Consider the following 23,779-nt stretch of genomic DNA (forward strand, 5'->3'; position numbering starts at 1 on the left):
ATAAAGACAAAAATTTTCTTATTTGATGAGCATAATAAATAAGGTGTTGGAGTAAAATTGGAAACAAAAAGACTAATATTGCGCACATTTGAAGACTGTGATCTTGATGCGCTTGTACTCATGAATCAAGATCCTGTGGTAATGGAATACTTTCCTTCGGTAATGAGTCGTGAGCAAACCATTGAATTTATCCAGAAAATGCATACTCATCAGCAGAAATATGGCTACTCTATGTTTATGTTGGAGCTTAAATCTACACACGAAATGATAGGAATCGTTAGCTTGCTTAACAGAGTGCCGCAGGAGTTTGAAGCACCATTTGTGCCGGCAATAGATATTGGGTGGCGTCTATCATTAGAGCATTGGGGTAAAGGTTATGCGACAGAGGCTGCGCAAGCTGTTATGACTTATGCTTTTAGTGACTTAAGATTGAATGAAATAGTTTCATTCACAACAATTCACAATAAGGCGTCAAGACGCGTGATGGAAAAGGTGGGATTGCATTACGACCCTGAGGGTGACTTTGATCACCCAAAATTGGCGCTTAATCATTCGCTTTGTCGTCATGTACTGTATCGTTTGAGTAGGGCGGAGTATTCGAACTTAGCAACAATACCCTTCGCATAATCTGAACGACGTTAGCTATTGTTTTTAGTTTATTCAGTCTTCAGCCACCTGAAATTTCAAATAATTCTCAGGTGTTTCTAAGCTTATTTTACCTATTCTGCCTTGGCGGAAATCTTGGATAAGTTTCTCGGCAATATGGTGCATATGCTGCTGTCCTAGTGTTCTGCCAACCTCTGTAAGCATCTGTTCTAAATCTTCTGAGTCTTCAGTAATTTTATAACGAGAACTTAATACCCCAGAGTAATCTTCTTTTAATAGTTGCAGCATAAAATAAGCGGTTGTTGGGTAATCCATGGCGGTATCACGAATCGAACCAATGGCAGCAAGCTTAAAGCCACACCCTTCATCCTTAGGGCTTGGAAACATAATTCCTGGTGTGTCATTAAGATAAAAATGTTTCTCAATTTCAATTTTTTGCTGCCTTTTAGTAACGGCAGGCTCATTACCCGTTTGTGCGATTTTACGCTTGGCAAGACTGTTAATAAGTGTTGATTTGCCAACATTAGGAATACCAAAAATAACTGCGCGTATTGGTTTTAAAAGCGTGCCGCGATTGGGCAGCTGCTTTTTACATAATTGAATGATCTTCTGCGCGCTTTTTTTATCGCGTGCAATATCCAAGGCAATTGCCTTACCATTATAAAATTGAAGCCATTGTTTGGTGACTTTGGGGTCCGCAAGATCAGATTTAGAGAGAATCTTAATAATCGGTTTGCTTTTGGCTGCTTCATGCAATACCGGATTGGCGCTTGCCTCAGGTGCGCGTGCGTCAATAACTTCAATTGCAATATCAATTTGTGGCATAAGCTTCATCAGCTCTTTAGTTGCCTTGTGCATATGCCCTGGAAACCAGTGAATCATCGTAAAGTAAAATATATTTATAGTAAATTGATGGCTACCTTAGCGTATTTACCCAGTGAAGTAAACAATATGAAGAAACGGGTGAGGGGAATTTAAATTCTGTAAATTTCTGCCAATTAGCGATTTATTCACTATTTTCTTTTGGCTATAATGAGCCCTCGACGTAAGAGGATTAAGCCACACGAGGTTATCATGGGATTAAGAACACCTTTATATGAAAAGCATTTACAACACAATGCACGAATGGTTGACTTTGCTGGCTGGGAGATGCCTATTCAATATCAAGGCGTGATTGAAGAGCATCATGCGGTACGCAAAAGTGCCGGCATGTTTGATGTTAGCCATATGCTAACGGTTGACATTGTTGGCAAGGATGCAAAGCGCTTTATTCGATTTTTATTAGCCAATGATATTAATAAGATACCACAAGGTAAGGCATTGTATTCTTGCATGCTCAACGAAGAGGCAGGCATCGTTGATGATCTTATCGCTTATCATTTTAGGGATGACTTTATTCGTTTGGTGATTAATGCGGGTAATCGCACAACAGATGTTCAGTGGATGAATAAACATAAAAGCAACTTTGATGTAAAGATTAATGTGCGTGATGATCTAGCAATTATTGCCGTGCAAGGGCCAGAGGCGCGTCAAAAAGCTGATGTTGCATTAGCAAACTTAGCTACAGAAGAGGTGAAAAACCTAAAACCATTTACCATGTACAAAAATGGTGAATGCATGATTGCACGCACTGGTTATACGGGTGAAGATGGCTATGAAATCTCACTGCCTGCAGATGAGGTAGCTGCATTTTGGGATAAGTTGATTGAAGAGGGTGTTACTCCTTGTGGTTTAGCTTCACGCGATACATTACGCTTAGAGGGGGGGATGAATCTTTATTCCCAAGATATGGATCAAACGACAACACCAATTGAGTCAGCATTAATGTGGACAGTATCATTAACCGATGATCGAGACTTTGTCGGTAAAGAGGCGTTACTAAATAAAAAACCTGCGATTGATAGCAAGCTTGTTGGCTTGGTACTTTTGGATCGCGGTGTACTGCGTCATGGTCAAAAGGTTGTGGTTGAAGGAAGTAGTAAAACAGGGGTTATCACCAGTGGCACTTTCTCACCAACGCTATCAGAAAGTATAGCGCTTGCACGTATTCCTAAAGATGCTGAGAATGTATTTGTTGAAATCCGCAATAAACAAATACCGGCTAAAATTGTGCAGTTTCCTTTTGTACGCAAAGGCGAAAAAGTATATAAAGAATGCCAAAAGGCAGTGACTGGAAATTAATATCTTAATGAATGACATATAAAACCTAAGGAGAAAAAAATGGCAGAAATAAGAGAAGAATGTCGCTACAGCAAGTCGCATGAGTGGGTGCGTGTTGAGGGTGATATTGCCGTTTGTGGGATTGATGATTTCGCGCAATCAAGTGCGGGTGAGCTTGTATTTGTTGAGCTACCTGAATTAGATGATGAAGTAAAAGTAGGTGACGATGTCTGTGTTGTTGAATCAGTTAAAGCTGCATCGGATGTTTATGCACCAGTATCAGGGACAATTGTTGAAGTTAATGAGGCACTGGTTGACTCACCATCAATGGTTAATGAGGGGTGTTATGATGAGGGCTGGTTATTCAAAATTAAAATGGATGACCCAACTGAGTTAGATGATTTATTATCTGCAGAAGAATATGCAGATGAGCTTGATGCTTAAGTTTGACATATAAAGAGACGCCCGATGAGCTGTGATGACATCGGGCGTTTTTGTTTGTAATGATAAAATATGATTATAAATTTTTAAGTGTAATCAGGGGCGTATTGAATACGCCCTTGTAAGTAAGATGATAACAATGAAAAAATAAGTTGCACTACTTATTACCTCGCTCCTTGTGGGAGAGGTCGTGCAGCATTAAGCTGCGCGGGTGAGAGGTGATTAAAATTCAACTTATTTTTTATCATGATATAAGGAGCCTATATGCCTTTTGTGCCGCATACCGAGCGTGACATTGATATGATGCTTTATACGATTGGAGCAAAAAAAGTTGAAGACTTGTTTGATGAAATTCCCCAATCGATCAAAAGTAAAAGCCATTTAAATTTGGCAGATGGTTTAAATGAGTGCCAAATGCATCGTTTGTTTAATGATAAGTGCGCTAAAAATATCCCACAAACCAACTTTATTGGTGCGGGTGCTTATCAGCATTACACGCCAGCGATTGTCACGGATGTGATTAGTCGTGGTGAGTTTTATACTTCATATACCCCATATCAGGCAGAAGCCTCGCAAGGGACATTGCAAGTGATCTATGAATATCAAACCATGATTGCTTCATTAACGGGCATGGATATCTCTAATGCCTCGATGTACGATGGTGCCACAGCGTTAGCTGAAAGCGTATTGATGGCAGTGCGTGCCAATAAGAAAATCAAGAGCAAGAAAGTGCTTATTACTGATGCGATTTTCCCGCAGTATGTCGATGTCATTAAGTCAATGACGCATGCCCAAGGGGTTGAGCTTGAGTTCTTAACGCCAAATCCAAGCGTTGGTAAAACTGAGATTAATGATTTACCTGAAATTGAAGTGGGTGATTATGCTGCTGTTATCGTGCCACAGGTTAACTTCTATGGTCAGATTACCGAGTTTGATGCAATCACCGATTGGGCGCATGAATCTTCAGTAATGGTTATCGGTCTTGTCAATCCAATGACGCTAGGCTTGTTAAAAGCACCTGGCTATTGGGGAGAAGAGGAAGATGGTGCCGATATTGCTTGTGGCGATGGTCAAAGTTTAGGCTTGCCTTTAAGTGGAGGTGGTCCTTATTTTGGTTTTATTACAACGAAAGAAGAGTTGTCTCGTCAAATGCCAGGGCGCATTGTCGGACGCACAGTTGATGTTGATGGTAAAGAGGCTTTTTGTTTGACACTGCAAGCGCGTGAACAGCATATCAGACGCGCGAAAGCGACATCAAATATTTGTTCAAATCAAGGCTTACTTGTCACAGCAGCAACAGTTTATATGACACTGTTGGGGGCTGTTGGCTTAAAAGAAGTGGCATTACAATCGCACCAAAACACGCATCGATTGATAGAGAAGCTATCAAAGATATCAGGTGTTAAAGTTCGTTTCACACATAACTATATGTACGAAATGGTTGTGGACTTGCCGATTTCAGCTAAAGAGGCTAAAGCGCTTGCGACGAAAGAGCAGGTTCAGTTAGGTTATGATCTTGGACAATTTGATGCGCAACAGGTCAATAGCTTATTGGTATGTGTCACTGAAGTGCACAATGAGACAGACCTAAATCGTTATGTCGATGTATTAACAAAAGTTCTAGCAACCTGTGCAGCAGAGGTATAATCAATGACAGTTAGTTTTGAAAAATCAGCGGAAAACCGTAGAGCAAATTCACAAAAGTGGGCAGTGTCAGATGCTATTCATTTTGACCAAAAGCATTTGCGCGATGATAAGCCCTTATTACCAGAATTAGGTGAGCTTGAAGTCTTACGTCATTTCACCAAGTTATCGCAAAAGAATTTCTCGATTGATACGCAGTTTTATCCATTGGGTTCATGCACGATGAAGTACAATCCACGTATCGCGTTAAAGTGTGCCTTTAACCCATCGGTATTAAATATTCATCCTTATCAAGATGAGTTGACACAGCAGGGTTTGTTGGAGATGCTGTATGAGTTGCAAGAAATCTTGAGCGAAGTCACTGGTATGGATGGTGTGTCGCTTGTGCCTTGTGCCGGGGCTCAAGGTGAGTTTGCCGGTGTGCAGATGATCAGAGCGTATCATATTGCTAATAATGAAGCGCATCGCAATGAAATCATTGTGCCAGATGCCGCACATGGTACAAACCCTGCAACCGCGGTGATGGCAGGGTGCAAAGTGATTGAGATTCCAACATCACTTAAAACCGGTGACATTGATATTGAGGCTTTAAAGAAGGTTCTAGGACCTAATACGGCAGGGATTATGCTAACCAACCCATCAACGATGGGCGTATTTGAACGTGATATCGAACAGGTGGCTAAGCTTGTGCATGAGGCAGGCGGGCTTTTGTATTATGATGGCGCGAATTTAAATGCGATTATGGGTAAAGCCAAACCAGGCAAGATGGGCTTTGATGTAATGCATATGAATGTTCACAAAACCTTTGCAACACCGCATGGTGGTGGTGGTCCAGGAGGTGGTCCTATTGCCGTGAATAAACGCTTATTACCTTATCTGCCAGTGCCAACCATTGTTAAAGAGGGTGATATCTATCGCATTAAAGGTAAAGAGGAAATTCCACAAACCATTGGTGCGATGCATGCTTTTATGGGTAATGTTGGCGTGTTGATCCGTGCTTATGTTTACCTTAAAACATTAGGTGGCAATGGTTTAACCAAAGCCTCAGAGATTGCCACGTTAAATGCTAACTATATGATGGCACGTTTGAAGTTGGCAGGCTTTACTATTGCATTACCTGATCGTCGTGCGTCACATGAGTTTATCGTCTCATTAGCACCTGAGAAAAAAGCCTATGGTGTTAATGCCAATGATTTTGCTAAGCAGCTTTTGGATCACGATATGCATGCGCCAACGATGTATTTTCCATTGTTAGTGCCTGAGTGTTTATTGATTGAGCCGACTGAGACAGAAACGCGCGAGCAAATGGATCAGTTTGTTAATGCGATGATTGAAATTCGTGAGCTAGCACGAACAAATCCTGAGAAAATGAAAGAAGCGCCATTAACGCAACCGGTGAAACGCGTGGATGATGTTAAAGCCGTGCGCGAGTTGGATGTTGTCTTTGGACAGTGCTGCTAGAGCTGGAAGAAGGGCGTATGCAATACTCCTCTACGAGTGTTTGGCTTCGACTTACGCTCAGCCTTCCTCACGTTGCCTGAGCGTAAGTCGAAGGCAAGCAAGTAACGATGTATGAATAAGTTGCATCAGATAGCACCTCGCCCCTTGTGGGAGAGGTCGTGTAGCATTAAGCTGCGCGGGAGAGGGGGAAATTAAAGTGCAACTTATTCTTGATTCATTACCAAGAGGTTATTTCGAGCGTTTATTTGCAATATTTGAATGAACAAATGCCACAATAATTAAACCAATACCAACCGTTCCTGTTAACCATTCTGGTACATGAGTATAGATTTTAATAAACATCACAACCGCTAAAAAGCCAATGGCGTAGTGTGCGCCGTGCTCAAGATAGCGAAATTTTGTTAAGGTTTGATGCTCAACAAAGAAAATGGTGAGTGAGCGTACATACATCGCACCAATTCCCAAACCAATCATGATAATAAAGATATTTGTTGAAATGGCAAAGGCACCAATGACACCATCAAAGCTAAAAGACGCGTCTAATACTTCAAGATATAAAAAGCCCATAAGACCATTTTGCATAACCTTGCCCGTCATGTTGCTACCAAAGGCGTGGTTTAATATTCCTAATGCTTCATGCACCATTAAGCCCATTAAAAAAGCAAGTGCCAGTGTACCAGCTTGATTGCTATCTGAATTGTAAATAACGATAAAGCCAATAATTAATGCAAAGATAATATACCCCCCTGGGTAGTGACGAATCAGACTAATAAATCTATTCTCTTCAATCGCTGGAATCCAATGTAGCTCATGCTTCTCAGCAACGAAAAACTTCAAAAACACCATGATCAGAAAACCTCCACCAAACGCACAAATCGTAGGGAAACCAAGCTCTAAGGCATGTTGGTAAGCAGCAGGATCATTGGTGGCAAGTTTAAAGACATCAAGGAAAGATAAGCTTGTCGTTACACTAACCAAAAGGATAGGGAAGATCAAGCGCATACCAAATACAGCAATTGGCAAACCAATCCAGATAAATATTTTTTGCCATTTTTTAGGCATTTTGGCAAGTACTTTGGCATTAACAACTGCATTATCAAAACTCAATGAAATCTCCAAAAGAGATAATACCAAAATCAAATAAAGTGCATAAAGTTTATGTGTTGGTTCAAGCATGATGGCAGCAATGATGCCGACGATCGTGATGAAAAAAGCACTGTAAAAATATTTAAGGTTTTGATGCATGTTTTTTATCCTTTTATCCTTGCCATTGTTTCATTTGTGGTAAATTTAGCCCAAAAACGTCGAGTGTACGGTAAACAAAGTCATCGATAATGTCATCAAGTGCTTGCGGTTTATGATAAAAAGCAGGTACAGGTGGCATGATAATCGCACCTGCTAATGTTGCTTTTTGCATATTTTCAATGTGTATTAAGCTAAAGGGGGTTTCTCTTAAGCAAATAATAAGTTTACGTCGCTCTTTGAGCACGACATCTGCAGCACGTGCGATTAACGAATCACCTATGCCATTAGCGATTTCAGCCAAGGTTTTGGTCGATGAGGGAATGATGATCATACCATCGGTTGGGTAGGAACCACTGGCAATTTTAGCGCCAATATCCGCATTGGCATAATAGCTATGCGCTAAGGATTTGATCTCTTGTGAGCGATACTCTGTTTCGTATTCACGCGTCATTTCAGCAGGCTTTGATATGATTAAATGTGTTTCAATGCCTTGCAATTTTAGAACTTTGAGCATTCTGACAGCATATTCAATGCCAGTGGCACCGGATAACGCAATAATAATTCGATTATGTTTAAGCATGTGCTTGAGTAATAAAGTGATATTTTAAGTTGGTTGGGAGTATATACGACAGGTGCGATATTTTACAGGGATTAATTCAGAGTAATTGTTTTTTGTAGGGGCGTATTGCATACGCCCAATACTTTTTATTTACAGCTAGTCTAAAGGCTTTAACGTGCGATAAAGGCTAAATAGAAAATAGACCAAAATATAACTGACAATCGTCCAAGTCAAAAGGGCATTGGATGCTGGCCAAATAAGCGCTGAAGCAATCGTTGCTGCACCCCATATCAATGTGTAAATAAACATCAAAGAAATAATGGACTTACGTTTGCTTAGATAATTCATGCGTGATGGGTAAATGTATTTAATCGGCACAAAGGTCAAAATCGTTAGAGCAACAATAATTACAAGGTTAGTGATTCCTGAGAACTGGAAATAAATCAGATAATAAATTGCCAGATTCCAATAGCTTGGAAAGCCTTTAAAGAAATGATCTTTGGTTTTGGCATCAAGTTGACAAAACTGATAGCACGAAGCGAGCATGATCAAGATAAGTGCGAGTGTTTTAAAGCCATCAGGTACGACATCAGTGATGTAAACCCAAACAGCAGGGATAACCGCATAATTGGTGAAATCAATAATATTATCCAATAGCCCGCCATCTAAAGGGGCGAGTTTTTTGATATCAACACGACGTGCTAATGTGCCATCAGCAGCATCAATCAAAATCGCAATGACGACATAGAGAAAGGAAAGCTTTAAATAATGGATATAATCAAGATGATTCCCTAATAATTTAGCAGCATAAGCTTGTGCTGAGCTGGTTAAGGCTAGTACTGAGAAAACAGCACCACTAGCGGTAAATAAGTGTACGAACCATGCGTAAATACGCTGAAACAAAATAGGCATAGACTTTTAATGTAAACTCAAAGTCCGCATAGGGTAGCAAAAAAAACTTAAGATAGAAAGCCTAAGAAAATCTCTAATTAGAGTGTTGGTTTCAGAGAGTAAATAACTGAGGCATAAATTAAATCTGTAAATCATTCCAAATAGCATCAACTTTATCAATAATATCTTGACGCATGGTGATCACCTCACCCCATTCGCGTGTTGTTTCACCAGGGAGTTTATTGGTGGCATCTAATCCCATTTTTGAGCCTAGGCTAGCAATAGGCGAGGCAAAATCCAAATAATCAATCGGTGTATTATCAATTAAGGTCGTATCTCTTGTTGGGTCCATACGTGTAGTAATTGCCCAAATCACATCTTCCCACGAGCGCGTATTGATATCATCATCAACAACAATCACAAATTTGGTATACATGAATTGACGTAAAAATGACCAAACACCCATCATCACGCGTTTGGCGTGTCCTGGGTATTGTTTTTTGATACTAACGACTGCTAAGCGATAGGAACAACCTTCAGGTGGCAAATAGAAATCAACAATTTCAGGGAATTGCTTTTGAATAATGGGCACGAATATCTCATTAAAGGCAACACCTAAAATAGCGGGCTCATCTGGTGGGCGTCCGGTGTAGGTGCTGTGATAAATTGGGTTTTTGCGATGAGTGATTTTCTCAACTGTGAATACAGGAAACTTTTCAACCTCATTATAATAACCAGTGTGATCACCAAAGGGGCCTTCCTCAGCGACATCATTAGGGTATATGAAACCCTCTAAAATAATCTCAGCATGCGCTGGTACCATAATATCTTCACCATGAAGTATTGAAGAGGTGAGCTCGGTTTTGCTACCACGCAATAATCCGGCAAAAGCATATTCAGAGAGCGTATCAGGAATGGGTGTCACCGCACCTAAAGTAGTCGCGGGATCAGCACCCAATGCCACACATACCGGAAAAGGTGTTTGCGGATGGGCTTTGCACCAAGCTTGGTAATCAAGCGCGCCACCTCGGTGATGGAGCCAACGCATAATAAGGCGGTTCTTGCCAATGACTTGTTGGCGATAAATACCTAGGTTTAAACGCTCTTTGCGAATGCTATTAGTGATGGTTAAGCCCCATGTTACAAGTGGGGCAATATCCCCAGGCCAACAGGTTTGTATGGGCATTTGATAAAAATCAATCTCTTCTTTATTGATGCTCACCTCACGGCATGGTGCATTTTTAATGACTTTAGGTGACATTTTTAAGACTTGCTTTAAGATCGGCATTTTATCCCAAGCATCTTTAAGCCCCTTTGGTGGCTCAGGTTCTTTTAAGTAAGCCAAAAGTTTACCAATTTCACGCAGTTGACTAACATCGTCCGCACCAAGTGCCAAAGCAATGCGTTTTTCAGTGCCAAATAAGTTGGTTAATACTGGCACGTCATGATTTTTTGGGTTTTCAAATAAAAGCGCGGGTCCTTTGTTGCGAAGTACGCGTGATGAGATCTCAGTTATCTCTAGAAAGGGTGATACTTCTTGTTTGATGCGTTTTAGCTCACCCATTTCCTCTAAGTGATCTAAAAATTCGCGTAAGTCTCTGTAGTTCAGCATAAATGTCTTATCAATTTATCTAAAGATGGTACTTATGGTAATGATTCACGATGCAAAAAAGCAAGTATGATGCTTTGATTTCTCTAAAGTGCAAAGTATTAACCATCCTCTTAGCATAGTCGAAGGGTTGTAGTTAAGATCGAACGCATTATGGCTTCGACTGACGCTCAACCAACGTCAAATAACCTATTCCCTTGTGGGAGAACTCATGCAGCATAAGCTGCACGGGTGAGGGCAGACGCTTAAAGCAACTGTTTTTGTTTGGTAATATATACCGCCCACAAACCATTTCACAGCATTTCTACCATTGAATTTTACGCCCTTTTGAGCGATTCTATTTTGACAATAGTCCTAGCTATTGCCTGCAATATAATCACCCAAAAGCATCAAAAACTTCTTCGGCACTGAACACTGCAAAATGATTTACGAGCGGTATATATAAACAACTACAAATTTTACGTGAGTGACTTCTTCATTTATCGAAATGATCAGGTTAGAATGTCTAGCATTGACGAATTTAGTGAGTTCTTATATACAAATGTCATTAGGAAAAGAAGATTTAAAACAGGCGGGACTGAAGATCACGCAGCAACGACTGAAAATATTACGTATTTTTGAAGAATCAGAACAGCGTCACTTGTCTGCGGATGATGTTTATCGAATTGTTAAAGAAAAAGAAGAAGATATCGGTATTGCAACGGTTTATCGCGTATTGGCACAGTTTGAATCTGCCGGATTGTTACAGCGTTTAAATTTGGGGCGAGATCAAGCGGTATATGAACTTGATTCGGATGATCATCACGATCATATGATCTGTGTTAAATGTCACAAAGTTGAAGAATTTGTTGATCATGTGATTGAGGCAAGACAAATCAAAGCGGTAGAAGAGCTAGGCGGCAATCTTGTTGAGCATAGCTCGGTGCTCTATATCGAATGCAACGATTGTTTGAATAAGAAAAAGAAAAAATAAAGAAGAATGGCTATGACCATAGTGCTGCCCATCTTGATTGTGTAAGCGTTAGCTGAGCGTTTGTGGGTGGATATTTAGTCTTAGTCAGAAGAATAAAGAAAAAAGCGCGTGAGTTAGCGACTACTTTGTTGTCTGCAACTGCTGCCAATCATGCGCCAATAAAGGATTCCACATGGCACCTGTTGCACTCATGGCAATATCAGCACCTGCATTTAGATAGTCATCAATATCTTCAGGGCAAACAATGCCGCCCACACCACAAAGTACAAAATCAAAGTGATTTTCTTTGCGTATCTTATGAATGCGCTTGGTCATTTCAAGCGATAGGTCTTTAATAATGCTGCCGCAAATGCCACTATTTAAGCGTCCCTCACCAGGAAGTGCTTGTGTATTATCTTTGTTTCTGGCCTGCATTGAAATGGTGTTAATTGCCGCAATGCCATCAACAAAAGGCGCATTGGCTTTGATGATATCATATGCTTTGGCTTCTTCTTTGATATAGCCCATCTTGATCATAAGCGGCACATCCTTGATTGCTTTTTTTACCGCTTTTGAAATGGTGCTTGAAAGCTCAGCATCTTGATAAATACTGCCTTCTTTAGAAACAACATTAGGGCATGAGTAATTAAGCTCAATGGCTTTAGCACCTGCTTCAACGGCCTTTTCTGCGCAAAGAACAAAGTCATCGATAAAACTGCGATCTGGCTGAGGTGTGCCAACGCATGAGACGATCATCAGTTGATTAGGTGCCATAAACGCATTGGCTTTGGCAATATCTTCTTGCCAGATTGCAATTGACTTACTTGGAATACCAAAAGAGTTGGTAATGGCAATCTCGTGCAGTGTTTGTGGTGCTTGATCAAATGGGTAAATGCTTTGACCAATATCATCAATGGTTAATTGCTTATGACTATCAACCATTAAACAGTTCGGTGCCGGATGTACTTTGCGCTCAAGTGTGCGCACAGTTTTATACACCGGCAGATCAAAGCCTAATTGGGCATATAGTTTAATATATTCGGCATTAATTAAGGGACCCGCTGGCACACCAATCGGTGAGTTTATATGATATCCCCACAAGTTAATCGGCTTTAATTGAATGCGCTTGGGGATGGTAAAATCACACATGGGTCCATTGTTGTAATTTTCATCATAAGACTTATGAATATCGTAAGTTGGGTATAACATAGCTGCTTCAAACTCAATTGATTTGTCACATGGTAGAGAAAAAAAGAGGAAATGCAAAGCGATTTATCGATGAATAATTACTCGTCCTTGTGTCATTTCTAGTAGTGCTTGATAAGTGATATCCCATTTTGATAATGCAATATCGAAGTGCAAGGTAATGTCATTACCAAAAATCGAATCAATCGGTGTTAATTTAAGCGTGTGTAGTACTTGCTCAACTAATGCGGTATCTCTGTATTGATAGGTCAGGGAAAGTTTCTTGGTTGGTGTGAAGCTCACAAGCTGACTATTTTTAATAACTTCACTGGCTGCTTGACCATAGGCGCGTACTAAGCCGCCTACGCCAAGCTTGGTGCCACCAAAAATTCGTGTCACAACAATGGCAGCATTAATAAGTTTATTGCCTTGAAGGTGGTTAAGGATGGGCTTGCCAGCAGAACCTGAAGGCTCGCCATCATCATTAAAACGAATCTGCTGATTGTCAAAGAGATGATAAGCCCAACAGTGATGATTGGCGTTGGTATATTCTTTGGTAAGTTGCTGCAGGAAACTGTGAAGCTCAGAAGGCTCTTTTAAAGGCAGTAAGTGAGCAATAAATCGAGACTTTTTAATCGGCTCAATCTCATGCCGTGAAATGCATTCAACGCTGTAATAATTTGTCGTCATAATCGATATTGTTGCCATTCTTAAGGTTCAATTAATGCAAATGCCATTGGTTATCTCGTGGTTTACATACCAACTTGATGTATGAAAGATTTTCATGGTGTCTCCTTGAGTAGCGCCTCTTCATACACTTTTTCCACTTCGACAAACTTAGTTACGCTCTCCAAGCGTGTTAAAGTGGTAAGCTTCATTGAGTTTATCATTGGGCGATGCGGTACATTGGTCACTAGGGTTTGCAATGTCAGTGGCTTGCCAAGTTCAAATAAATAATATAGCTCAGTAGCGTTAGATGATTTACCAGTTTGCTCTGTCGTCATCTGGTAACGTGGCAATACTGTTACGTGCTTAACTGGCCAAAGCCTTTCAATTTCTTTACTTGAGCTCTGAGTTTCAGAGGTGGATGCTAGCGCTAAGTAGCGGATTTCCTGAGCGATATGCTGTTTAAATTTTTGTGAAAAGGTATTTTGTCGCAAGTGATACCACCGCGCTGATCCTTGTTTGAACCTTTCAAAGTAGGCCTTGTCACGGCTATGTTGTCCAGCCAATGCCGCTGTCATCGTTAAGTCTGGGTAGAGTACTTGACGCATACCGTAATATGGAATGCGCGCTGCTTCTTGAGCATAGAGCCTTTCAACCATGCTTGCCATAGGGCACATAAGGGCATTGTCTTGCTCAGGTTGCTCTTTTGTTGGCGTACCAATTTGTGTTTGCAAAAACTGCAATAACCATTGGCGACCGGAGTAATCATTTTCAGTTTGACTAGGTAATAGGGCAAATGCACCGATTCCAATTTCTTCTATCGCAGTGGCATAAGGATTTTGCTCTATGGTTTGATCGAAAAAGCCTGGATATAATGCAAAAGCGCCAAGCACAGGGCGGCTTTTTTTCACTGGTTGATTTGGTGTTGATGGTGAGTAAGATAAGTGTATTAATGCGTCACGATAACGATGCATTTGGTTAATAGCATCATCTGGTACATGGTCAGTAGTATCAATATCTTCGTGATTATCAAAGCGGTTCTTATCGGTTTTGATGCGGTATTTAGCATCAAATAACCAGATAAATTTCTTTTCTTCATTTGAACTTGCTGTTTTAGGGAGAGTAACTTCTAAAACAATATCGGGTTCTTGATTTACCAAATATGAGCGTATTGGGCGACCTTTTTTTGTAAATTGAGGCTCATGCGCTAGCCTTGCCGTAACACCATCAGCACGCTTAAAAGAAAAAGCACCAGCAAAGCCATCCTCCTCAAATTGATATTCAAGAAATTTATTCTGTTCTAGCTTGGCAGCCCCATTCTCAATGAGTCCAAAGTTAAGATCTTGTTCTAAAATCTGTTTAAGGCACAAAAAGCACCAAACCTCATAAATCTCCGCTATTGATTTCATTGAAATGCTAGAGTGATTGCCAAATACATCTAAGTAAAACTTCAGCTCTTGCCAAACACGATACACCATGCTATAGCCGGTTTTTTGTTGTAGTACTAACGATTCAGAACGTAAACCTGTGTATGGACTTACGTCTTTTAAAAAACTTTGGCGTAACACTTTTTGCAGTGGCTGTTGCCAGCTATGCAGCTCATTTAAAAAAGAATCAGATAAACGTTGACTCTCCGGTGCTTGGTTACTTTCACGTAATTCAACTTCAAATTTAGCTAATTGCCGTTTGCTGTGATTGGCTACCATTTTAATAAAGCGGTTTTCTGGCGTGTCTACACTTAACTGCTTTTTTTCGACTTGATAGTGTTTATCATGGTGACCATTGGCAAAATCTTGCTTTACCTGTGTTGCTAATTTATGTGGTAATCGTCCTTTTAATTTTGCAGCTTTGATGTTGCTAATGGTAGGCAATAGGCGGCTATGGGGTGCTGTGCAAATCACATTTAAGCCTTGCTCAAAGCGCGCTCGTAATGCTGTAAAATTCGCAAGCCACATTAAAGGAAAATGTCCACGTTGCTTGCTAGTGGCTGCAGCTTGCTCAGTTTTTTCTACTAAACTAAAGCGCCAAAGTGGGTAAACCTGATCAATAGCTTGGTACATAACGCATAAACCTTGATGCAATAGCATTTTAGTCGGCAGTACTTCAAATGCAATATATTGAATGTGGGATTTACCATCACACTCAAAGGTTAGCGGCAAACGTAGCCAGCCTACATCATTGCCTGTATTAATAGTGCCAGTTAGACGTGCGGGTATGCTTCCTCTTGCTGCTTTTAGCTGAAATGCATCATTCACACTTTGGCTTCGATGTGTTAAATATGCAGCAGTCACTTCACGCAAAAACACCCATTCAAACTGATAGTGTGTATTTTCAAAAAATAGTGGTGAGTTTAATGTTAGCTCGGCATACTTCTTAACAATTTCTGTCGCATTATTTGTCTGTTTAATAGAGTCGTTTTGATCATCTTTAATGTTTGGATAAACGTTGAGGCTTTCCAACTCAATCGCTGGAGAAAACCGCAATACGTAGCTTGGTTCTAAAGTGTTACTCCCCGTGTGAATAGCATTGATCTTATCATCGTTATGACCGCTTATATTTGGTGTTAAGCTTGCTCTATTTGCTAGAGTACTTTGGTAAACCTTAAGCCGATGGCTAATATCATTCGTCCATATCGAGAGCTCAAAATCAGGCGTTCGTAATCGTATTAATTCTGGCATTCTTTGGCACTCCTGTTGCTAGATGTTGGCCTTGCATGTATACAATAAAGTCAAACATGATTAAGGCCAGAAACTAGTGAATGTCGCGCTCTTTAAACGATTTTCCATCCACTTAAGCTTGGCATTTGAGCGACATGGAATGCGCAGTACTTTGTCTTCGTCCGCTGCGTTATCAGCTACTACATTCTCGCGATATAAATCAGGGCGCATATTCTCATTGTCCTTATTAGCATCCCAGATAGGTGCTAATTGAATAGCTAGTATTGTATTTAATTTAGATAGCAAGGTTTCACCATCTGTTGTCATTAGTTTATCGCTATCACCTTCAATACGGGGCAATACCTTGCACATTAAAAAGTCATCCCAAATGGCTTTGAGGGCTAATTCCTTCTCAGGTCGGTTGCTGACAACGGCAAGTAATAGCTCATTAAGCGCACGAAAAGCAAGTTCAAAAGGCGTGTTTTTCAATGCTGAGTTGACAGCCGTCAAAAATGCTATTGTTTTTGAGCCATCAACATCACAGGTATTAGCTAAATCTGTTTTATTAGCCTGTGACCAAACTGGGTAACTCAAAGGTTTATTGCAACTTGTTGGCGCAAAAAAGTCGTCATAGTTATTTGGGAAAAATGCACCAAAATCAAAGCTTAGCGCACGATCAATCACTTTGCGTGAAAAGCCATGAGTCGTTTCATCCATATTTACCGTGCCTGCCACGATGAGATTAAACGGAAGACTTAAACCATATTGGCAAATAAATTGCCATAATGCGTCATACTCAATGGCGGCAAAGCCTAGCTCATTGCGGAGTTTGTGTTGGTCAGCCACTTGGTTGATGGTAGTGGGTTTTAATAGTGCGTCACTCCTGTAGGTGAAATCCTCATTAATCCAACGCCACTCACGGGTTTCTAGTACCGATAAATAGTCAGCGAAATATTGCTCAACAGGGGCTAAGTTCATTTCATCCAAACATAGCCAATAGGGTGGTACGTGTTTTAGGGCATCACTATCACCTGATACCATCAGACATTGATTTTGCGCTGCAATAGTTAATCCGCTGTCTACAATGGCACGCCATGCTTTGGCAATAAACTGCAATACATCGGTGGTAATATACTCAGCAGCTCCGTTTAAACGCGAGATATATCCAAGTAAATCACTGGGCTCATGCCAATCAGGGCGAACCGGGGTCAAGCAATAGGTTTCAGCAATATTGCCTGTTGCGTTAGCTTGTTCGCGCACAAAACGTGTCTTGCCTGTACCGGAAATGCCAGCAAGAAGAAGGAAGGGTTTTGGTAGCGACATTAATAAATTAGTCTTCAAAGTGTTCTTTGTGGTTAAATTACTCTCAAACTCTACCTCAGTAATTAAATTGTTATCCTTCTTTCTAGTAGGGAAATCTTTTAGTAATTGGTCATAAACAGTTCCAGATTGAGCAGTGGAAAAACATAAGCTATTGCCTTTTCGATAAAAACATCCAATTACATCAGGGGTTATCAACTTTTTAGAGCCTCGACCACCAATATACTTGGCAAAACCAGATAGTGACAACCTGTGCTCTGTCTTGGAAGGTGGTTTAGTGTAACTAGCATCACAACTTTCGTTTACATCTTGTAGCAGAAGGGATATTTTTCCGTTAATTTCAGGAGTTTCTTTAAAGTCTTGATCTGGGAAAAAGATTTTTCTTGCTTCGACTGGTACCAAACAAAATGACCCTCTTTTTCCAAGACCTAACTCATTCTCATTAAATTTGTGAATCCAAACTAGCTGTGCCATAAAATGTCCTTTTCTATAATATTTCGCTGAGTGCTAATGCTATTTTCTTTGCAAATGATGGGGGGACTGCGTTACCAATCATTTTATAGTTATTCCCTTGGGTGCTTTTAAACAAGAAATCATCAGGAAATGTTTGTAACCTTGCAGCTTCTCTAACTGTAATGCTGCGTGCTTGAAGTGGGTCTGGGTGTATATGTCTTAAGCCATCTTTATATAAATGAGCAGGAATTGTATTACTAGGTTTATCCAAACGCAAAACATGGTATTTATGAACCGTTGACATTTTCCCAGTTCGTTCTTTATAAAGTTTTTTTAATGCTTCACTGTTAATATATTCATTCATCCCATTACAAATATCTTGGGTTAATAATTTGAAAATATTTATATCCCTTTTATTATGAAAGCGAGGTTCGTGATTTGAGATATGAGTAATGCTTTCAGCTGCTATATGTGACTTTCTCTTCTCCATAATTTCTAAAGGGTATAAGCCGGGAAGATCAGAAATAGCATCCGAAACAGTTTTTATGGTCTTTGATTTTAGTGAGTTTAGCTGTTTATAGAATTTTTCTGTTCTTTCTTTATAGTCAGAAAAATCTCTCTTACTAATAGCCACAATAATAACTCTTAGCCTTTTTTGAGGGACCCCAAAGTCAGCGGTATCAAAAAGTGCATTTTCTCGTAAGTTGGTTGAAATATAATAACCCGCGTTATGAAAGGCTTCCGTTACTCTATCAATAATCGAGACACCGCCAGGCGAAGCACTTAGCATGCCTTGTACATTTTCAAAAATACAGGCCTTTGGTCTGAAATGTTTAACTACTTTAATATAGGACTCAAATAAAAAATTTCGGTAGTCTTCATGCATTCCCTTTTCATCACGAATTCGTCCGGCTACTGAGTAAGCCTGACAAGGAGGCCCGCCTATAACAACATCTACTTTTTGGTTTTGAACAAGGCGATTTAATCCTATGGAAGTTCCGTAATCAACATCATTTTTATATCCATTGATTAGCTCATCAGTTCTCTGAATGTCGAAATGAATCACTTTTGATTCTACATCTTGATAGTACCATTTAGTTTCAAGTCGATGTCTTAATGTTTGCACTGCATGCTTGTCCCACTCAACTAGAGCTTTTAGTTCAAATTTTTTTGACTGTTTAAAACCATCGGTAAGTCCTCCACAGCCTGCAAATAGATCAATAGTGCTAAACATTAACATTTTCCCATTTTTTGTATTTGTTTCCCTAATACGAAACCCAATAATGGAGGAACAGCATTCCCAATTTGTTTGTACTGTTGAGTCTTCGGTCCTAAGAAATGGAAATTATCGGGGAAAGACTGAAGGCGAGCATTTTCTCGAGCGGTAGGAACTCTATCCCACTTATAGTGAAAGTGATTTCTATGGCCTGTGTCAATTGTTTTTGAAGGTTTTTTACTATGATACCTAGTCCAAGCTTCATTAAATTTTCGTGAATCTCCGATTCCGGGAGGCAAATCTTTATGATTTCCACCTTCTGGAACCTGCCTAATAACAGAAACTACCAAATCAGAGTGCCTAGTACCTACGTGATTATGAAGATATTCAGAGTCTTTCCGCATTATTTCTTGATATTGGCTTTGGGGTTGCATTGTGTAGGCAACTTTTTCACTTCCAACCTCTAATTGCAAGGGAGGGAGGTCACTAATTGCCTGTTTACAAGTAACATAACTCTCCTCATCATGAGTGGGGTTTGGAAACTCAAAAGTAGTATCACCTAGCACTCCAACAAAGAACATTCTTTTTCTTATTTGAGGGATTCCGTAGTCAGGGGCAAACATTAACTTTTCAGATGAAGAGTAACCTAACCGTTTGAACTCATTAATTATTGCTTGCCTAGCCCTTCCTTTATAAAGATTTGCAATTCCTGGTACATTTTCAATTACAATAAATTTAGGCTTAATAAGTTCTGCAAGTTGAAAAACCGAATAAAAAAGTTTATTTCTTTTGTCATTCTCATTTCTTGTACCTGTTAAAGAAAACCCTTGACAGGGTGGCCCTGCTACAATTACCTCAACGTCTCTCCCATCAATTTCTGAAATGATTTTTTCAATACTTATAGGGTCCGATAAATCTAGCTGCAAAGCTTTAGCATGTGGGTGATTATACGCAAACGTTCTAAGAGCAGGAGCATCTATATCGACACCAATTATGCTTTTAAATCCTGCCATTTCAAAACCATATGAAAGGCCACCGCATCCAGAAAATAAATCGACTAAATTTTTATTTTTCTTCATTATCAATTACTACTAAAAATTTTTTATAAATAACTTCACTTACGGCTCGTCAAGTTATTTAACCAGGTGACATCTTAAAGACTCAATCTGGTCATATTCATTAAATAGGGTTAAAGATATATAGATGACATCGAAGAATCAAGCTTTCTTTCGGGGTTTAACCACGTTATTTATATCATTCTTAAGGTTCAATTAATACAAATATGGTGTTATTGGGCGCTTTATAATTAGGCTTTATAGTTAATAGCATATCCATTGGCATAATAACAAGTTTATAACTATACTACAGAGCAATTTACTGCCTAAAGGTAAATAAAACTTTAAAGGGAAACAAATGAAGGCAAATAAGATCATCAAACACTTAGCTTTATCAATCATATTAATGACGAGTACAGCGATGGCAAATATAAAAACAGGTTATGGTTATGTTGAAAATGTGTATATTTTACCAAGCAAAACACTCTTAGATGCCAAGTTAGATACAGGAGCTGGTGTTTCATCGATTTCAGCCACCAATATCCACATCTATGAAAAAGATGGTAAGAAGCATGTACGCTTTGATGTCACACATGAGGCGATAGAGCAGGGCAAGCGCAATAAAGATAAAGTCGAAAAGGTAGCCTATGATCTGCCGTTAAAGCGTGAGATGAAGATTAAAAACCGTGCTGGTGAAGATACAAAAGATCAATATGATGAGCGGCCTGTGGTTGAAATGCCGGTTTGTTTTGATGGCAAAATCTATACGATTGAGGTTAACTTAACCGATAGAACGCATTTTGACTACCCTGTACTTTTAGGGCGAAAAGCATTAATTCAATTAGGTGCTGTGATCGATCCTGCACAAAAATTCACGATGGATGGCAGTGCCTGTGAAGCGTTATTTGCTAAGATGGCAAAAGAGCAAGAGGAGAAAGAAGCAAAAGAAGCAACAATAAGTAATGATCAAAGAAATGATGTAACGGAAGTTTCTGATAACAAATCAAAGAAACTACAGAAAGCGAATAACATTAGTGATAAAGCGTCAAATAGTGGCAATGCAAATGATATGGATAAGCAATGAGCAAGGTTAATAAACAATTTTTTACATTACTAATCATTTTGTTGGTGGCAGGTATTGGTTTTAGTCTTTATCAGCACTTTAAACTCGGACTTTCATGGTGGCCAAATGGTGAAAATATGACGTGGAAGTTTAATGCAGAGTTGCAGATTGCGCCAGATACGACGGATTCATCACTTAAGGTGAATTTGTTGGTGCCAAACTTGGTTAAGGCGGATGTTCTAGCTGAAAGCATTAATGCAGCAGGTTTTGGTAAGATTGTGTTGCGTTCAGAGGATAAAAATAACCGTATGGCAGTGCTCTCTAAGAGTGAGGTGAACCATAAGCAAACGGTAATTTATGATGTGACGGTGGCAAGTAATGCACAAAGTGTACCAAACACTATTCCTGATCTTGAAAAAGAGAAAAAGAAAATAAAAGATATTTTAGAACCTAAAAGGTTATTAACGTTGTTAACTACGGCAAAAGGGATTGCAGAAAAATCTGCAGATTCAGCAACCTTGATTGCACAAGCCATCAACTTTATCAATGATGATGGTAATCTATATTTCTGGCAAGAGATGACCAACGGTAAACCAACAGCAAAAGCACGGGCAAGATTACTTAACTATTTGTTAACTGAGCTTAATTTACCAAATCTAATTATCCATGTGGTTCCTTATGAGTATGAAGGGAAATTAAATCTTAGAAACTTGCCAGCGTGGATTAAGGTTTATTACGGTAAAGATTGGCACACATATGATGTCAGCACGGGTGAGTATATTGATAACCCTAATACCAAAGCGATGACATGGTGGAGTGGCAATGGCGATTTTGTCAATGTCCAAGGCGGGACAGTTAAGCTTGTATCTTTTATCGCAGCACAACAAAGCATCCCGATGGAGCGTTATTTAGATCTTAAAAACGACACGGTAAAACAAAATATTTATGAGTTTTCGTTACTTAATCTACCAGCGCAGACACAAGAAATTTATAAAATCATCTTGATGGTGCCTTTTGGTGTGCTGATTATTTTGATTTTGCGGATTATTATTGGTGTGCCAACATTGGGTACATTTATGCCGGTATTGATTGCCTTAGCATTTAAGGATACCAGTCTAGTATGGGGGATTATCTTATTTTCATTAGTGGTCATTTTAGGATTGAGCTTTAGAGCTTATTTTGAGAAATTGCAATTATTGGTCGTGCCACGGCTTGGAATGCTTCTGTGTGTTGTTGTGCTTATTATGGCGCTTATCAGTATTGCAATGCATAAAATGGAACTATCACAAGGTTTATCAATCACCTTATTCCCAATGGTTATTTTAACCATGTCGATAGAGCGTTTATCGATCGTTTGGGAAGAGCGTGGTGGTACTGAAGCAATTAAGATTGCCATTGGTAGTCTATTTGCTGCAACGATCTGTTATATCTTTATATTTAATGCTTATTTAGAGTATTGGTTTTTCACTTTCCCCGGGCTTTTGTTAGTCGTGATGGCTGTGATGTTATTGATTGGACGTTATCGTGGCTACCGTTTGACTGAGCTTTATCGTTTTGAAGCATTGGCGCAGAAGATTAATGATCAGCAACAAGGAAAAGCAGACAAAGGTGAGCAGTAAATGTGGTGGATTAGTAAATGGCGTGCACTAAAACAAGCAGGTGTATTGGGGATTAATAATCGCAATGTTGGTTATATCCAAGCATATAATGATCGCAAATACTACCCATTGGTTGATGATAAACTCAAGAGCAAATCCTTAGCACTTGAGCATGATATTAATGTACCTGAGCTTTATGGCGTAATTGGTTCAGAGCATGATAATAAAAATCTACAATCGATTTTAGGCGATCGTCATCAATTTGTGATAAAGCCTGCACAAGGTGCCGGTGGTGAGGGCATTCTTGTCATTACGCACTTTATTAATAATCGTTACCGTTTGGCAAATGGTAAACTAATGACGCTAGATCAGTTGCGCTACCATACCTCAACCACATTAAGTGGCGCATATTCACTTGGTGGCCGTCCTGATAAAGCGATGATTGAGTATTTGATTCAGTTTGATCCAACCTTTGCCAAGGTTGCCTACCAAGGAGTACCAGATATTCGCATTATTCTCATTAAAGGCTTTCCAGTAATGGCAATGGTGCGTTTACCAACACAACAATCAAGTGGCAAAGCAAACCTACATCAAGGTGCAATTGGTGCTGGTGTTGATTTAAAAACTGGTTTGACACTGCATGGGGTTTGGCATAATGAAATTATCACACACCACCCAGATACCTTACACGAGATTGAGGGGATTACTGTGCCACATTGGCAGAAATGTTTAGAGATTGCCAGTGCCAGTTATGATATGACCAATTTGGGTTATTTGGGTGTTGACTTGGTGTTAGATAAAGATCATGGACCACTGATGCTTGAGTTAAATGCACGTCCTGGTCTTAATATTCAAATTGCGAACCAAGTTGGTTTGGCAAAACGTCATGAGCTTATCAAACCAGTGCTTAATGAGTCAATGACCAAGGAAGAGCGTATTGAGTATATTTTAGATCGATTATAATTTGGTGATAATAAAAGATCATAGTTTATTAGACA

Annotated in this window: 20 protein-coding genes; 9 read left to right on the plus strand and 11 right to left on the minus strand. The window is 39.6% G+C overall.

The features are described 5' to 3' along the window. Nucleotides 1-57 precede the first annotated feature (57 nt). On the plus strand, nucleotides 58-627 hold the full coding sequence (locus tag IE867_RS00405; protein ID WP_192482799.1) for a GNAT family N-acetyltransferase: 570 nt from the start codon (nucleotides 58-60) through the stop codon (nucleotides 625-627). Nucleotides 628-660: 33 nt separating this feature from the next. On the opposite strand, the gene ylqF is transcribed toward IE867_RS00405, so the two are convergent. Continuing rightward, nucleotides 661-1,488 (minus strand): ribosome biogenesis GTPase YlqF, encoded by an 828-nt coding sequence (gene ylqF / locus IE867_RS00410; protein ID WP_192482800.1) that lies wholly within the window; start codon nucleotides 1,486-1,488, stop codon nucleotides 661-663. A gap of 192 nt (nucleotides 1,489-1,680) precedes the next feature. On the opposite strand from ylqF, the gene gcvT reads away from it, so the two are divergent. The 4 genes from gcvT to gcvPB all read left to right on the plus strand — a co-directional run bounded on the left by gcvT (nucleotide 1,681) and on the right by gcvPB (nucleotide 6,312). Beyond that, nucleotides 1,681-2,787, plus strand: a complete 1,107-nt coding sequence (gcvT, locus tag IE867_RS00415) for a glycine cleavage system aminomethyltransferase GcvT (RefSeq protein WP_192482801.1) — start codon at nucleotides 1,681-1,683, stop codon at nucleotides 2,785-2,787. 39 nt (nucleotides 2,788-2,826) lie between these two features. After that, nucleotides 2,827-3,210, plus strand: a complete 384-nt coding sequence (gene gcvH / locus IE867_RS00420; RefSeq protein WP_192482802.1) for a glycine cleavage system protein GcvH — start codon at nucleotides 2,827-2,829, stop codon at nucleotides 3,208-3,210. 261 nt (nucleotides 3,211-3,471) lie between these two features. Then, a complete protein-coding gene (gene gcvPA / locus IE867_RS00425; protein WP_192482803.1) occupies nucleotides 3,472-4,854 on the plus strand; it encodes an aminomethyl-transferring glycine dehydrogenase subunit GcvPA in 1,383 nt (460 codons plus the stop codon). Nucleotides 4,855-4,857: 3 nt separating this feature from the next. Continuing rightward, a complete protein-coding gene (gene gcvPB, locus IE867_RS00430) occupies nucleotides 4,858-6,312 on the plus strand; it encodes an aminomethyl-transferring glycine dehydrogenase subunit GcvPB (RefSeq protein WP_192482804.1) in 1,455 nt (484 codons plus the stop codon). 228 nt (nucleotides 6,313-6,540) lie between these two features. On the opposite strand, the gene IE867_RS00435 is transcribed toward gcvPB, so the two are convergent. The 4 genes from IE867_RS00435 to ubiD all read right to left on the minus strand — a co-directional run bounded on the left by IE867_RS00435 (nucleotide 6,541) and on the right by ubiD (nucleotide 10,616). Then, nucleotides 6,541-7,557 (minus strand): DUF475 domain-containing protein, encoded by a 1,017-nt coding sequence (locus tag IE867_RS00435; protein ID WP_192482805.1) that lies wholly within the window; start codon nucleotides 7,555-7,557, stop codon nucleotides 6,541-6,543. A gap of 13 nt (nucleotides 7,558-7,570) precedes the next feature. Further along, entirely contained in the window at nucleotides 7,571-8,137 is a 567-nt protein-coding gene (locus tag IE867_RS00440; protein WP_192482806.1) for a UbiX family flavin prenyltransferase, read from the minus strand. 135 nt (nucleotides 8,138-8,272) lie between these two features. After that, on the minus strand, nucleotides 8,273-9,028 hold the full coding sequence (locus tag IE867_RS00445; protein WP_192482807.1) for a CDP-alcohol phosphatidyltransferase family protein: 756 nt from the start codon (nucleotides 9,026-9,028) through the stop codon (nucleotides 8,273-8,275). Nucleotides 9,029-9,146: 118 nt separating this feature from the next. Next, the gene (gene ubiD, locus IE867_RS00450; protein WP_192482963.1) at nucleotides 9,147-10,616 is read right to left on the minus strand and encodes a 4-hydroxy-3-polyprenylbenzoate decarboxylase; all 1,470 of its coding nucleotides are present in this window, start codon (nucleotides 10,614-10,616) and stop codon (nucleotides 9,147-9,149) included. A 541-nt stretch (nucleotides 10,617-11,157) separates the two neighbouring features. Here ubiD and IE867_RS00455 point away from each other — a divergent pair. Continuing rightward, complete coding sequence (locus tag IE867_RS00455; RefSeq protein WP_192482808.1) at nucleotides 11,158-11,589, plus strand: Fur family transcriptional regulator; 432 nt, start codon at nucleotides 11,158-11,160, stop codon at nucleotides 11,587-11,589. Nucleotides 11,590-11,709: 120 nt separating this feature from the next. Here the strand turns inward: IE867_RS00455 and IE867_RS00460 are convergent, their stop codons facing one another. The 6 genes from IE867_RS00460 to IE867_RS00485 form a co-directional block, all read right to left on the minus strand. Then, the gene (locus IE867_RS00460) at nucleotides 11,710-12,777 is read right to left on the minus strand and encodes a beta/alpha barrel domain-containing protein (protein ID WP_192482809.1); all 1,068 of its coding nucleotides are present in this window, start codon (nucleotides 12,775-12,777) and stop codon (nucleotides 11,710-11,712) included. A 63-nt stretch (nucleotides 12,778-12,840) separates the two neighbouring features. Next, nucleotides 12,841-13,461, minus strand: coding sequence for an IMPACT family protein (locus IE867_RS00465; RefSeq protein WP_192482810.1), 621 nt, complete (start codon nucleotides 13,459-13,461; stop codon nucleotides 12,841-12,843). A 74-nt stretch (nucleotides 13,462-13,535) separates the two neighbouring features. Further along, nucleotides 13,536-16,097, minus strand: a complete 2,562-nt coding sequence (locus IE867_RS00470) for a DUF2357 domain-containing protein (protein WP_192482811.1) — start codon at nucleotides 16,095-16,097, stop codon at nucleotides 13,536-13,538. Between the two features lie 60 nt (nucleotides 16,098-16,157). Beyond that, complete coding sequence (locus IE867_RS00475) at nucleotides 16,158-17,870, minus strand: McrB family protein (RefSeq protein ID WP_192482812.1); 1,713 nt, start codon at nucleotides 17,868-17,870, stop codon at nucleotides 16,158-16,160. 13 nt (nucleotides 17,871-17,883) lie between these two features. Continuing rightward, nucleotides 17,884-19,083, minus strand: coding sequence for a DNA cytosine methyltransferase (locus IE867_RS00480; protein WP_203249591.1), 1,200 nt, complete (start codon nucleotides 19,081-19,083; stop codon nucleotides 17,884-17,886). After that, nucleotides 19,083-20,144, minus strand: a complete 1,062-nt coding sequence (locus tag IE867_RS00485) for a DNA cytosine methyltransferase (protein ID WP_192482814.1) — start codon at nucleotides 20,142-20,144, stop codon at nucleotides 19,083-19,085. Before IE867_RS00485 ends, IE867_RS00480 begins: the two co-directional genes overlap by 1 nt. A 334-nt stretch (nucleotides 20,145-20,478) precedes the next feature. Here IE867_RS00485 and IE867_RS00490 point away from each other — a divergent pair, with 334 nt between their 5' ends. From IE867_RS00490 to IE867_RS00500, 3 genes are read left to right on the plus strand one after another with little or no spacing between them, the layout of a single operon-like run. Continuing rightward, complete coding sequence (locus IE867_RS00490) at nucleotides 20,479-21,204, plus strand: ATP-dependent zinc protease family protein (protein ID WP_192482815.1); 726 nt, start codon at nucleotides 20,479-20,481, stop codon at nucleotides 21,202-21,204. Then, nucleotides 21,201-22,802, plus strand: a complete 1,602-nt coding sequence (locus tag IE867_RS00495; RefSeq protein ID WP_192482816.1) for a UUP1 family membrane protein — start codon at nucleotides 21,201-21,203, stop codon at nucleotides 22,800-22,802. The genes IE867_RS00490 and IE867_RS00495 overlap by 4 nt, the downstream gene beginning before the upstream one ends. After that, nucleotides 22,803-23,744, plus strand: a complete 942-nt coding sequence (locus IE867_RS00500; RefSeq protein ID WP_192482817.1) for an alpha-L-glutamate ligase-like protein — start codon at nucleotides 22,803-22,805, stop codon at nucleotides 23,742-23,744. The last annotated feature ends 35 nt before the right edge of the window (nucleotides 23,745-23,779 follow it).

This window comes from Cysteiniphilum marinum, assembly GCF_014857925.1.
Lineage (GTDB): Bacteria > Pseudomonadota > Gammaproteobacteria > Francisellales > Francisellaceae > Caedibacter > Caedibacter marinus.

Bases quoted from the DNA above. Each gene is read 5' to 3' on its own strand.
- IE867_RS00495 (WP_192482816.1), top strand. From the start codon at position 21,201: ATGAGCAAGGTTAATAAACAATTTTTTACATTACTAATCATTTTGTTG.
- IE867_RS00435 (WP_192482805.1), bottom strand. From the start codon at position 7,557: ATGCATCAAAACCTTAAATATTTTTACAGTGCTTTTTTCATCACGATC.
- ylqF (WP_192482800.1), bottom strand. From the start codon at position 1,488: ATGATTCACTGGTTTCCAGGGCATATGCACAAGGCAACTAAAGAGCTG.
- IE867_RS00470 (WP_192482811.1), bottom strand. From the start codon at position 16,097: ATGCCAGAATTAATACGATTACGAACGCCTGATTTTGAGCTCTCGATA.
- IE867_RS00455 (WP_192482808.1), top strand. From the start codon at position 11,158: ATGTCATTAGGAAAAGAAGATTTAAAACAGGCGGGACTGAAGATCACG.
- IE867_RS00445 (WP_192482807.1), bottom strand. From the start codon at position 9,028: ATGCCTATTTTGTTTCAGCGTATTTACGCATGGTTCGTACACTTATTT.
- gcvPA (WP_192482803.1), top strand. From the start codon at position 3,472: ATGCCTTTTGTGCCGCATACCGAGCGTGACATTGATATGATGCTTTAT.
- IE867_RS00440 (WP_192482806.1), bottom strand. From the start codon at position 8,137: ATGCTTAAACATAATCGAATTATTATTGCGTTATCCGGTGCCACTGGC.
- IE867_RS00480 (WP_203249591.1), bottom strand. From the start codon at position 19,083: ATGTTTAGCACTATTGATCTATTTGCAGGCTGTGGAGGACTTACCGAT.
- IE867_RS00500 (WP_192482817.1), top strand. From the start codon at position 22,803: ATGTGGTGGATTAGTAAATGGCGTGCACTAAAACAAGCAGGTGTATTG.
- gcvT (WP_192482801.1), top strand. From the start codon at position 1,681: ATGGGATTAAGAACACCTTTATATGAAAAGCATTTACAACACAATGCA.
- IE867_RS00490 (WP_192482815.1), top strand. From the start codon at position 20,479: ATGAAGGCAAATAAGATCATCAAACACTTAGCTTTATCAATCATATTA.
- IE867_RS00485 (WP_192482814.1), bottom strand. From the start codon at position 20,144: ATGAAGAAAAATAAAAATTTAGTCGATTTATTTTCTGGATGCGGTGGC.
- gcvPB (WP_192482804.1), top strand. From the start codon at position 4,858: ATGACAGTTAGTTTTGAAAAATCAGCGGAAAACCGTAGAGCAAATTCA.
- gcvH (WP_192482802.1), top strand. From the start codon at position 2,827: ATGGCAGAAATAAGAGAAGAATGTCGCTACAGCAAGTCGCATGAGTGG.
- IE867_RS00465 (WP_192482810.1), bottom strand. From the start codon at position 13,461: ATGGCAACAATATCGATTATGACGACAAATTATTACAGCGTTGAATGC.
- IE867_RS00475 (WP_192482812.1), bottom strand. From the start codon at position 17,870: ATGGCACAGCTAGTTTGGATTCACAAATTTAATGAGAATGAGTTAGGT.
- IE867_RS00460 (WP_192482809.1), bottom strand. From the start codon at position 12,777: ATGTTATACCCAACTTACGATATTCATAAGTCTTATGATGAAAATTAC.